Below are 10501 nucleotides of genomic sequence, written 5' to 3' on the forward strand. Positions count from 1 at the left end.
GATCGAACTTGATGAGTCCGGTGTCGTCAACACGATGTGTTCCTGTCTGTATGATCACGGGGGCATCTGTAAGCACCGTGTGGCCGTTCTCCTGACATACATCCGCAACCCCGACGAAATCAGTCAGCGGCCACCCATCTCCAAACTGGTCGCAGACACAAATCCTGCGGAACTTCGGGACCTCCTCGTTGCTCTCGTCGAGCGTCGTCCCGACCTCGCAGAGTGGATCGAATCTCGGCTCGAGACAGCCCAGTCAGAGGACACAGCCGGCGACTCCACTAATCAGAGTCCGGACATTAATCGAGATTCGATTCGACGGCACGTCCAGTACGTTCTCCAGCCCCCGAACGAGCGTGAATCTCAGGCCTATGATACGTATGCGACAGTCGAAACTGACGTCGAGGAGCTGGGAGAGTTGCTCGATCAAGCGCGAGCCGCCATCGAAGCCAGCGACGGCGAGTCGGCACTGGATGTTCTTGACCCGCTCGCAGACGAACTAATGGACGAGGAGTGGCTCGCGCTTTCGTACGACGACTCACAGGGCATCTTCGAGTTTTTCGACGACATCGACACCGCGTTGGCCGAAGCGCTACTTACAGCCAACTTTGCTGGATCAGAGCGCGATGACTGGGAGGCGAAACTCCGAGGTTGGAAGAACGAGATGAGTAGCTATACGGATCGACCTCCCTACAGTGTCGCTCTTGCGGTCGTCCAGCGGGACTGGGATTGCGACCCGATCCAGGAGGCGATGAAGCCCGAGAGCAGTGACGCGGACCTCTGGGACAAAGAGCACCCCTGGTACGCCAGGGATGTCATTCGGGCTCGTCTCAACGTTCTCGAACGCCAGGATCGCATCGAGGAGTACCTAAATCTGGCGGCAGCTGCCGACTTGACCGACGCATACGTTACGATGCTCGTCTCGGAGGGCCGTATCGACGAGGCAATCGAGTACGGACAGCAGCACCTGCAGTCACCAGACGACTCGCTCACGCTGGCCAAAGCCCTCCGGAGTCACGACCGACCGCAGGCAGCGCTGGAGATCGCCCAGTACGGACTGACCCTGGACGGCAGCGGAAAACCAGCGCTGGCTGAGTGGCTCCGCGACCGAGTCAGCAGTATGAGTGAACCAGAGGTGGCGTTGAAGGCGGCTATCACCGCGTTCAAAGCTTCTCCGACGCTCGTATCTTACCAGGCGACGGAAGAACTCGCCGGCGAGGACTGGCCGGCTATTCGCGAGGAACTGCTGGAGGCACTCGCGAACCGAGACACCACCCAGCAGAGTGCGCAACGCCACGTCGAGATCTTCTTGTACGCGGAGCGGTACGACGAGGCCATCGCCATCGCGGACCGGTTTTCGGATTACAAGGTAGTCGAACCGGTCGCCGACGCCGTCTGGAACGAGCGCCCGCAGTGGACGATCGACGCCTGCAAGGCACAGGCCAAACCGATCATCGAGGAGGGGAAATCACAGCGGTATCGACACGCTGTGGACTGGCTAGAGACAGCCGGAAACGCGGCCGACGCTGTGGACGAACTCGACGACTGGCGGGACTACGTACAGGATCTCCGGGATGATCACTATCAAAAGTACAAGCTCCGGCCGATGCTGGAGGAATTACTCGAGGAGTTTGAAGATCGATAGCACAACGAAGACCATAACTGACAGAGAGTACAGACCGATTCGTCATCGAAGGGTGATGGGGATTTTTGATTACAGCGAAGGAGGTGAGACACAGCAGGAATGTACGATTGAGTCCACGGATTCAAGATGTTTCTCCACGAACCGTCGCATATGACCGATAGTTCAGAAACATCACCGTCGTTTCTCTCGTCGCTTCCGAGCCACCCCATTACCGACGACATCGTGAAGCAGATCGGCGAGAGCGATAACTCGAAAATTCACGGAGCGATGGGGTTTCCGGGATCATCCCCCGGCACGATCGAAGCGTTCCTGCTGGATATGGAAGCGAAGACGTATGTGATCGTCTTTGATCCAACCGCGGAACGGTGGTACGTCTACAAATCCTTCGAAACCGAGGGGATGAGCCATCAAGAGACGGTCGATTATGCAAGCGACCTCGCCAACGAGTGGCTCGCCCAAAGCCTCTCAGATCGCATCGCGGCCGCAGAAGAGGCGGAGCAGGACATATGATCCTCCGCTACTACGCCGATGCGGACGTCCGTGAGTGGCACGACCACACGCTCCGGCTCTTGCGAACGCTACACGACGAGCACGGCATCACTGTCGAGATCGACCGGATCGACGAGCAACACGAGCCGACCACGGACTTCCCAGGCGACGTACGATATCCGACGCCCGAAGAGGTCTACGAGCGCGACCTCAAACGCAATCGTGCGTTGAACCATACCATCGATCAGACACCGTCAGAGGCGTTCAAACGCTACGGGAAACTCGACATCGCTGGGAACGTCGCGGTCGTCGATGAGGAGGGGACCGTCCAGTGGGCCTCAACACTGCCGGGCTACGCTGACGGCTATCGCCCGGGTGCTGCGTCACAGACTGCGATGGACTTTCTGGAGGATATCGCCACCGCTCCGAGCAACCGCATCTGCGTCGAGTGCCTCTCTCTGCTGGATGGCAGCGAAAACTTCTGTCCGAACTGTGGCTACGAATTGCCATAGCGCAATCGGAGAGTCGCTGCGTGGCAAGATCACCGGGATGCGGCTGACCGACTCATCGACTGGCAGTTCACCACCGATGACGCACGACTCAAGCTACGTCGGCTCTACCCAGTCGAAATTAAAATCGAAGAAAACCAGCAAATCGAGGGCTGAACCTCGACCCCGATCTCATCCGAAGTAGTTCGGGAGGATGCCATACGTTCTGGCGAGCGTCACGATTTGTTTCTTGAACTCGTCCGACTCTGTGCTGTGCGATTCCGCGAGTGCTTCGACCTCGGAAGAGTATGCCTCGCGAATTGCGTTCGCTTCGGCCCGTCCATCGACTGTCGGCCCCCAGAGAACGGTCGTCCCGTAGTCACCCGGTTCGAGTGGTGGGCCAAGCCGCTCGCGCTCCCCGACACGCTCGATCAGCCCCCGTTCTTCGAGTGATTCGAGTGCCGTCTCGACCTCCGGTTCGAGATCCGCGTCCGCTGCGAAAAACTGCTCGATCGATGGAAGTCCGGGCTCGTCCCTTGACGTGATGAGATCGAGTTTTACACAGGCTGAGACGAGGTCGTCGGTCGTTTTTTCGACGCCACCGTAGTCGTGTTTGTAGCGTCTGTCGTGGGTGGTGAGTTGATCGATGATCGTTCGCTCGATCCACGTCTCGGTTTGCATCGGTTGAAGTGTATCCACGAAGACAGAGAAGCCTATCGCACGAGGTGCCAGCCGAGAGCCAAAAAGAGACTACCCCGACGCTCTCTATCCGCTCTTTCAGCACAGACTGACGTCAGTTCCGTCCCGCGCGGTGAGAGCAGTCTCTGGTATCTCTGTCCACGCTTCACCTGTTTCGGATCAGCACGGGGACTCCTCCAACAGACCTTCCAGCATCGGTCTCAACTTGTACTTCTGATCGTGAGGAACGGAGATTCTCTCGAAGCCCAATCCGAGGAATTACGCCGCCATCCGACCAAGAACGCGTATGGACCACACTCCCGATGCGTTCGCCGACGCACTCTCCTCTGGCGACACCGAGCGCGTGAATCGGGCAATCGACGAAATCGAGAATACCGAGCTCGAGGAACGAGCCGCCCTGTTCGACGAGTGTTTCCAGATGTGTCTCGACCTTTACGAGGCCGACGATGGATACCAGCGACAGTCCGTGATCCGCTTTGCAGCCGGTCTGTATCCGCGCCTGGCCTATCGAACAGTTGGTTCGGACCTCACCGACGGGACGTTACCGGGCGAGTGGACGCTCGACGAGATCGCGACCCACCGCGAACGGCTGCGGGACCTCTACGTGGACGCACTCCGCGACGGCGACGGCCGTGTGAGACGCGCAGCTGCCAAGGCGATCAAGGAACTAGCGCTGACCGCCGAGATGCTCGAAGCCGAGGACGAACTCCGATCGATGATGGACGAACTGGAAGCGCTCGCCGAGGAGAGTGCGGACTCGAAGCGAAAACACGTCGAGCAGGCCTACGAGAACGTCGCCTTTCACGCGGAAAAGCCGTTTTCCTTACTTCCGGACGGGCTTCGGGACGCGCTCGAGGGCGACGAACACAGTAGTGGACGGTAGCTCACTCGAATATGCTGCTCTGTTGAATAGATGCTGAGCCACGGTTACAGGGACTCACACAGTGATCCTACGTTGATGATGGCGAACATCAGGACAATTTCACGGAACAGGCGATCGCAGACTGGCAGTACTGGCTCAACCGCTGAGAGCCATACGTTCGTGGTCGAACTATCCTCCCCGAAGACGGATAGTGACCAAAGCAAACGAAGGCAAGTAGGACAACATCTCCCGAACCACAGGGTATCGACCGGTCGAGGGCCCTCAAGAGTTGTCGCCGGGGCAGTGTGCTCCGCATAGCGGCTCGCGGATGGGTTCCACGCGGAAGGTGTGGTGGTCCCACCAGATAGCTACTTTTCGAGGCGCTGGAGCAATTGCGTGACGTAGGGACTATTCTCCCAGCTACGATGCGGGCTGATCGTTGTGAGCAGCGTTCGAGCCTCCTCGTGGCTCAAATGTCCATTCCGGGCGTAGTCCACAATGAGCCGCGGCGTCGGGACGATCCGGGGGCCCTGAAGCACGGCGTGAATCAGCGGGAAGTTCGTGCCACCGAATTCGTCGGTGAGAAATCCGTCGACGGCGAGCACGTTCGCAAGAACGATGCCATCGGTTTCGCCGTCGTCGAGGCCGAACGTCGGCCGGGAGTCCGGCGTACCCTTACGTTCGTAGGGATCCTCGATCGTGAAGTGGTTTCGGGCCGCGAGGACGTTACTCGCAGCCGCAGCGTGAATATCCTGATACTGCGTGATGTCGCGGAGCTCTGTGACTACCTCCGTTGGCACGACCACTTCACACGAGGTGAGCAGGTACTGGAACGGGTCCGGAACGTCGGTGTCGACGGCCGCGTCCGCACGAGGCACAGCGAGACTGACGAGAGCGCTCGTGTCGGCGACAACTGTTCGCAATCGTGGGCCGCTCATCGATCGTCGTCGGTCTCGGTGTCGACCGTCGTCACATCGCCTTCGTAAATGTCGACGTCCTCCGGGGCAGCGAGATCAAGTGGCACGTCCTCAAGGTCCGCTTTGAGGAGGTGGAGTCGCTGTGCGGTCTCGGCACCGACCAACTGCTTGACCGTCTCGAATTCGAGTTGGTCGTCGTAGTACTTCGTCGCGACCAATTCCTGAAACGTCTTGCTGTCGGCCGTGTCTTCGATGTACTCGCGAATTGCCTCAACAAGCAGATCCGTACGATCCTTATCGAAGAGGTCGGCGATCGCATCCAGCCGGTCGACGAGATACTCCGGCGACTGGAAATGGACCCGTCGCGGGTCGTCGCTTGCGCTCATTCTATGTGCAAGTTCTGCACATAGACGCATAACGGTTTCGGCGTATGCATAGAGCTTGCACATGAACGCCCGTGAGACAGGAATGGCCTACGCCGGTCTCAGAGGGTGAAAAACACGTGGCTAGTCTGCGCTAGCTGGGGTGCTGTCTACGTCGACGTCGTCGAGAAGCGGGCAGTCGATGTGCATCTCGATTTTATCGAAGGGGACAACTGGCCGGATCGCTCCCCCAGGGCCACCTTCGTTAAGTTCGAGGATACCCAATACCTCCAGCTGTTTCAGATCTGCATGAACATCGGAGACGTCGCGGTCGACGAGTCGTGCAGCCTCCCGCATACTTGATGGGCGCTCTTTGGCGATTGCTTGGATGAGATCGAGGCGTAGCGGTGTGAGGCTGTCGACGAGATCGTCATAAGTCCCGAACTGGAGCACTGCACGCTCATCGCTTTCATCCAGTTCATCAGCTTCAGCAGTCTGAACCAAATCGAGTTCACAGCGACTGCATCACATCAGGATGCGCCGCACCCCTCTGGGGCGCACAAACAACACGTCTCAACGATACCGAGGTGATTCGGAAGATCAAAGGAAGCTATTACCACCCAAGCGGATGTCGCCGCTAGTAGAATGGGACTGTTGAGTAGGCTCCGGACGGCCATTGACGGGGACCCTTCGACGCTGTGGGAGTGCCGCAACTGTGGCGAGACCCTCTCCAAGGAGGCCGAGGAGTGTCCACGCTGCGGCGCTGACGAGATTGTATACTACGAGTTCTGATCAGCGCAGCACTGCTGGCTCCTTAGCGATGCCGACCGTAGCGAGGTACGCGAGGAATTCCTCGTATAGGTTGCTGTCGCTGAGCGTGTCAGCCGCAAGGTGACGCGCCCATTCGATCGACCATCGGTAGGCAGGATCCGTGCCGCCCTTCCCGTGGAGGTACCACCAGCGCGCTGCTTTGAGAACTACGATGGGATTCGTCGGCGGTTGGTCGCCAGCAAGCCCACGGGTGATGGATTCGATTTCGTCGGGGACGTCGGTGGGATCGATCTCTGCTGATTGCATATTTCCGATATCGACTGGGATGTCGTCGATTGAGACGTTTTCCGGATTCTGTTGTTGACTCACTGGAAGTCACCTCTGTATGAGGGCTCTTAGAGGACCCCTCGCCCGCTCGGGGTACTCGAAAAACAGACCGCTGCGTTACGGTGGGAGGTGGCGATCGTAGATATTCCGCCGATGCCCAACCGCTTCGACAATCAGGACATCTTCGTCTCGGTCCCACGTGATGATCGCACGGTAGTCGCCGGCGCGAAGCTTGTAGTACGGATACCCGCTAAGCTTTTCCAGGCGATGGGAAGTCCAGTCTTTCGCCTCGTCGATTTTCTTCACCAACCGCTCTTGGGCTTCGGTGTCGACCCCGTCCAGCAAATCAAATGCTTTCGGCGTCCACTCGACCTCAGTCATCGATTCCTAGTCGGTCCTTCACCTCGTTCTGCGATACCGTCTCGCCTTGCTCTCGCTGCTCGCGGCTCTCGGCCAGATGCTCCAGCGCTTCCTCGGATAGCTGCGTTGGTGGGTTGACAGCGTCCCGAAGCGCGTCGCGGATGAACTCAGATTTGTTCGCATAGCCTCGCTTCTCCCAAACCTCGTCGACTTGTGCCAGCAGCGACTGTGGCACCCGGACGTTGATCTTCTCCATTTCACCGTTGCCACCGGCATCGCTGTCAGTGCTCATATGCTGTGATACGTATGTATCACGTAAGTACCTTCGGTCGGATACGCAGACTGTGGTTGATGATATCCAGACCGCGCTTGAAGGAGAGCCGCCGTGCTCCGAGAGGGTCTGGACAACTGCGCTCCCGTCAACACAAACCCCGACGTATCAGACCGTATCTCGGTGGGCGCTCGAAAAACAGAGCGGCGCTGTGTTCGGCAACGTATTTGACAGTTGCAACGTACTGTCCAATTACCTTAGGATGGCTGTCCTGGACGACCTCTCCGGATTCGAGTTCGAGGACCTGATGGAGGACGTGTTCCGCACCCTCGGCTACGAGAACGTCCGCCAGGCCGCCAAAACGAGCGACGAGGGTCGAGACGTCATTATGGAGGAGATCGTCGACGGAACGCGGCGTGCCATCATCGTCGAGTGCAAGCACACGGGGACGGTCGGACGGCCGGTCGTCCAGAAACTGCACTCGGCAATCGCGACGTTCGAGTTCAACGGCCCCAAACGCGGGATAGTCGTGACGACCGGCCGGTTCACGAATCCCGCCCAGGAGTACGCCCAGCGTCTCCAGCAGAACGATGACCCCCATCCCATCGAGCTGATCGATGGCGAGGACCTCCGGGAGATCGCCGACGAGATCGGGCTGGATCTCTACAACGGCCGTATTGAGGTCCTCTGTGACGAGACGCTTCGTCCGTACGACCCCGCGGCCGCGGTCGACGCACCCGTCGTGGAGGCGTTCCGCGACATCGAGAACATCGAGGCCGCGGATCTCCCCGAACCGGACTCGCAGGTAACGTTTCAGCCGGTGGTCGCGATCACCGCCGACACGAACGCTGTCTTCGAGACCTCGGTCGGTGTCATCCACCGGATCAACGACCGTACACAGTTCGTTGTCCACGCCGAACGCGGCCATCCGAATGTGGCAGATAACGATGTCGCGACGCTGGTCACCGAGAACTTCCACACGACGGTGCCCCTCGATACCGGGCAGTTTACCGAGGTATTCGACGATGTTGAGGAGCGACGGTTCGGCCAGACCCAAACGAAGTACAAGGAGTGGGCTGTTGACCGCCTCCAAGACTACCATACGACGACGGTGACCTACACCGGCGACAATAACGTCACGTACAACAAGACGTGTGAGCCGAATCGCTCGGACATCTCAGTGCAATCGATTGAACCGGTGTATCTACCTGAGGTTCGGCAGACGACAGAGATGCTGGAGTACTCGTATCCGTACGAATACTATGCTGCTGGCCCCTCGCGGGTCACTCTGGAGGACAGGATTCATCGGTGCGTCCACTGCGAGACGAGCGGCGTCGACGAGACGTACACGTACTGTCCGAACTGCGGGGCAATCGCCTGCGACACTCACATCAAGACCGAACGGCTCGAAGGGGAGCCGGTCTGTACCGGCTGTGCGGTGACCGACCGGTTCGCGCTGAAGACGAAGTACTTCTACGATGAACAGAATCTCGATACGTTCCGCGAGGAGTACGCCGAGATGCCACTCCACGAGAAGGCGATGGAGAACAAGTTACTCGCCGGGGCGAGCCTGGTCGCGACCCTACTGCTCGTCGCCGGACTGCTAGTCATCGGCGGCATCATTTAGACTGGTAGCGTTTTCACACTGGCTCAGCGACCAGCTCATCGAGTGCGCTGTCCAGCGCCCCATAGAACTACCAGCTGGCCCGCTCGAAAGTCTCGTCGGGCGGGCCATCCCGGCGCAGGAACGCGGACTGCCCGCTCACTTTGACAGACCACTCGACGGGCTCCTCGAATGGGTTTCGCGTCGGGGTCTCGACGACGTAGAGGTACTCCTCATCCCCGTGGATACCGTCGCCCGGATTTCCGACGCCGTGCCCCAGCAGGAATAGCGGCTGGTCTAGCTGCTCTATATTGGACGGGACAAGGCGATCTGCTGGCTGTGCTGCGTCAATCGTTCGGTCTGGGTTACTGTCCAGACACAGTCCGATCGTTGAGAGCTTGTCGAGGAACACGAACGACGCTGCTGTGTACCCCGGTCCTCGCTCGGCGCGGGTCGCGTCGAGGAGGCCCTTCAGTAGGGTCGCTGAGAATCGTCCTCTGCGGTGGATTTCACCGCAGCCACTACGCTAGATGCGACACCTCGTCTGGTTCTTCGACGTTGTCGAACTCGCCGCGCTCAACAGGCTCCCAATCCTCACCTGGCTCCGGACTCCACCAGTCGACCTTGTAGGCACCCGGTGCGCCGAGGATCTTCACGCGCGCCGACCCATCGGGTAGGTCGTGACGGAGCTTCTCGTTGACGTGGAGGTTCCACGTTGAGTGGGTGTCGAAGCAGGCGAGCACGGCCTCCTCGTAGCCGCGTGTCTCTCGGGATTCCTGGAGTTCGACCTGGGTGTTGCAGTTCTTGCAGAACACCCCCTCGAAGGGGATGTGAGTGAAGACCTCCTGCCCGCAGACGGGGCACCAGAGGAACTCGAACAGTGCCTCACTGTGTCGGTCAAGTACTTCAAGGGTCATTGGTTGACTCACCCGGTCGTACCGGGCCACCACCTCGTGTCCGGCCGAAAAACAGCGCCCAGCGCTCACCCACTCACCGTTCGGCGCCGTACACGATGCGCGAGGGGGCTTCGTACCCACAGTCCGGACAGTCGTAGCTGGCTTCGAGTAACCCCGCCTAATGATGGATATCCAAAACCCCTATGGGTTCTGTATCCGACGTTTCGGTCAGATGCCCTCCATATCGCGCCGTGAATACCTTGCAGTCTCAGCCACGACAGTTCTCGCGGCAACTGCCGGCTGCCAGACCAGCTCGTGTACGCCGACAGATCCTGGCGTCGCGCAGTGGCCACAGACACGTGCCTCTCCGCACAATACGAACGCCGTTCCCGATCAGCCGACGCTCACGGCTGGCGGTGACTATTGGACGAGTTCCCTTACGGACGATATCGATATCACTGGACTCGTTGCCACAAATGATACGGCCGTCGTCGTTGGCCGCACGTCCGGCGAGCACAATGGCATCCTGACCACCGTACAACTCGACGATGGGTCCTCCGATACGACCCACGAACTCAATCGGCGTCCAACTGGCCCACCAGCCCTCGAAGGTTCGATCGCTGTGACGCCCGTACTTGGCGACTATACCGAGCCATCGACCGGCGGGCTCGTCGCACTTGACACCGCTAGCTGGACGACCACCTGGACACACGATACAGCTGGCAGACCCAATCCGCCGACCGTCGCTGACGACCTCCTCGTCGCCACGAGCGACCAGGGCGATGTAACTGCGCTTACGGCGTCCACTGGCGAC

The 10501-nt window shown here is 59.3% G+C and carries 15 protein-coding genes and 1 pseudogene; 7 read left to right on the top strand and 9 right to left on the bottom strand.

The features are described 5' to 3' along the window. From RBH22_RS17525 to RBH22_RS17540, 4 genes and pseudogenes are all read left to right on the top strand, one after another. Positions 1-1642 (top strand): SWIM zinc finger family protein (locus RBH22_RS17525; RefSeq protein ID WP_306678662.1); only part of this gene is annotated, 1642 nt, incomplete at its 5' end. A 150-nt stretch (positions 1643-1792) separates the two neighbouring features. Further along, complete coding sequence (locus tag RBH22_RS17530; protein ID WP_306678664.1) at positions 1793-2152, top strand: hypothetical protein; 360 nt, start codon at positions 1793-1795, stop codon at positions 2150-2152. Then, on the top strand, positions 2149-2643 hold the full coding sequence (locus tag RBH22_RS17535; protein ID WP_306678667.1) for a zinc ribbon domain-containing protein: 495 nt from the start codon (positions 2149-2151) through the stop codon (positions 2641-2643). The genes RBH22_RS17530 and RBH22_RS17535 overlap by 4 nt, the downstream gene beginning before the upstream one ends. Before the next feature lie 12 nt (positions 2644-2655). Further along, a pseudogene (locus RBH22_RS17540) lies at positions 2656-2796 on the top strand (IS630 family transposase); the annotation flags it as partial. A gap of 15 nt (positions 2797-2811) precedes the next feature. Here the strand turns inward: RBH22_RS17540 and RBH22_RS17545 are convergent. Continuing rightward, positions 2812-3300 (bottom strand): hypothetical protein, encoded by a 489-nt coding sequence (locus tag RBH22_RS17545; protein WP_306678669.1) that lies wholly within the window; start codon positions 3298-3300, stop codon positions 2812-2814. A 304-nt stretch (positions 3301-3604) separates the two neighbouring features. Between RBH22_RS17545 and RBH22_RS17550 the strand changes: the two genes are divergently transcribed. Further along, entirely contained in the window at positions 3605-4201 is a 597-nt protein-coding gene (locus RBH22_RS17550) for a hypothetical protein (protein ID WP_306678671.1), read from the top strand. A gap of 347 nt (positions 4202-4548) precedes the next feature. Here RBH22_RS17550 and RBH22_RS17555 read toward each other — a convergent pair whose 3' ends face one another. The 6 genes from RBH22_RS17555 to RBH22_RS17580 form a co-directional block, all read right to left on the bottom strand. Beyond that, entirely contained in the window at positions 4549-5118 is a 570-nt protein-coding gene (locus RBH22_RS17555; protein WP_306678674.1) for a hypothetical protein, read from the bottom strand. Beyond that, positions 5115-5483: a hypothetical protein gene (locus RBH22_RS17560; protein WP_121571261.1), complete on the bottom strand. Its 369-nt coding sequence runs from the start codon at positions 5481-5483 to the stop codon at positions 5115-5117. The genes RBH22_RS17555 and RBH22_RS17560 overlap by 4 nt, the downstream gene beginning before the upstream one ends. Positions 5484-5603: 120 nt before the next feature. After that, entirely contained in the window at positions 5604-5963 is a 360-nt protein-coding gene (locus RBH22_RS17565; RefSeq protein WP_306678678.1) for a transcriptional regulator, read from the bottom strand. Positions 5964-6251: 288 nt separating this feature from the next. Then, complete coding sequence (locus RBH22_RS17570) at positions 6252-6599, bottom strand: hypothetical protein (protein ID WP_306678680.1); 348 nt, start codon at positions 6597-6599, stop codon at positions 6252-6254. A gap of 75 nt (positions 6600-6674) precedes the next feature. Further along, on the bottom strand, positions 6675-6938 hold the full coding sequence (locus RBH22_RS17575) for a type II toxin-antitoxin system RelE/ParE family toxin (protein WP_306678682.1): 264 nt from the start codon (positions 6936-6938) through the stop codon (positions 6675-6677). Further along, positions 6931-7209 carry a ribbon-helix-helix domain-containing protein gene (locus tag RBH22_RS17580; protein ID WP_306678684.1) on the bottom strand — a complete coding sequence of 93 codons (279 nt, stop codon included), beginning with the start codon at positions 7207-7209 and terminating at the stop codon, positions 6931-6933. Before RBH22_RS17580 ends, RBH22_RS17575 begins: the two co-directional genes overlap by 8 nt. Before the next feature lie 241 nt (positions 7210-7450). Between RBH22_RS17580 and RBH22_RS17585 the strand changes: the two genes are divergently transcribed. Next, positions 7451-8815 (top strand): restriction endonuclease, encoded by a 1365-nt coding sequence (locus RBH22_RS17585; protein ID WP_306678687.1) that lies wholly within the window; start codon positions 7451-7453, stop codon positions 8813-8815. A 67-nt stretch (positions 8816-8882) separates the two neighbouring features. Here the strand turns inward: RBH22_RS17585 and RBH22_RS17590 are convergent, their stop codons facing one another. Together RBH22_RS17590 and RBH22_RS17595 are read right to left on the bottom strand one after the other, a co-directional pair. Continuing rightward, on the bottom strand, positions 8883-9299 hold the full coding sequence (locus tag RBH22_RS17590) for a hypothetical protein (protein WP_306678691.1): 417 nt from the start codon (positions 9297-9299) through the stop codon (positions 8883-8885). 13 nt (positions 9300-9312) lie between these two features. Then, positions 9313-9708: a hypothetical protein gene (locus tag RBH22_RS17595; protein ID WP_306678689.1), complete on the bottom strand. Its 396-nt coding sequence runs from the start codon at positions 9706-9708 to the stop codon at positions 9313-9315. A 160-nt stretch (positions 9709-9868) separates the two neighbouring features. Here RBH22_RS17595 and RBH22_RS17600 point away from each other — a divergent pair. Next, the coding region (locus RBH22_RS17600) for a PQQ-binding-like beta-propeller repeat protein (protein WP_343218159.1) at positions 9869-10501 on the top strand (633 nt) is incomplete at its 3' end.

This window comes from Halobellus sp. H-GB7 (assembly GCF_030848585.1).
Lineage (GTDB): Archaea > Halobacteriota > Halobacteria > Halobacteriales > Haloferacaceae > Haloquadratum > Haloquadratum inordinatus.

What these genes read in the sequence shown, in the direction of transcription:
- RBH22_RS17580 (WP_306678684.1), bottom strand. Translation starts at nt 7,209, where the DNA reads ATGAGCACTGACAGCGATGCCGGTGGCAACGGTGAAATGGAGAAGATC.
- RBH22_RS17530 (WP_306678664.1), top strand. Translation starts at nt 1,793, where the DNA reads ATGACCGATAGTTCAGAAACATCACCGTCGTTTCTCTCGTCGCTTCCG.
- RBH22_RS17545 (WP_306678669.1), bottom strand. Translation starts at nt 3,300, where the DNA reads ATGCAAACCGAGACGTGGATCGAGCGAACGATCATCGATCAACTCACC.
- RBH22_RS17585 (WP_306678687.1), top strand. Translation starts at nt 7,451, where the DNA reads ATGGCTGTCCTGGACGACCTCTCCGGATTCGAGTTCGAGGACCTGATG.
- RBH22_RS17575 (WP_306678682.1), bottom strand. Translation starts at nt 6,938, where the DNA reads ATGACTGAGGTCGAGTGGACGCCGAAAGCATTTGATTTGCTGGACGGG.
- RBH22_RS17560 (WP_121571261.1), bottom strand. Translation starts at nt 5,483, where the DNA reads ATGAGCGCAAGCGACGACCCGCGACGGGTCCATTTCCAGTCGCCGGAG.
- RBH22_RS17595 (WP_306678689.1), bottom strand. Translation starts at nt 9,708, where the DNA reads ATGACCCTTGAAGTACTTGACCGACACAGTGAGGCACTGTTCGAGTTC.
- RBH22_RS17555 (WP_306678674.1), bottom strand. Translation starts at nt 5,118, where the DNA reads ATGAGCGGCCCACGATTGCGAACAGTTGTCGCCGACACGAGCGCTCTC.
- RBH22_RS17535 (WP_306678667.1), top strand. Translation starts at nt 2,149, where the DNA reads ATGATCCTCCGCTACTACGCCGATGCGGACGTCCGTGAGTGGCACGAC.
- RBH22_RS17550 (WP_306678671.1), top strand. Translation starts at nt 3,605, where the DNA reads ATGGACCACACTCCCGATGCGTTCGCCGACGCACTCTCCTCTGGCGAC.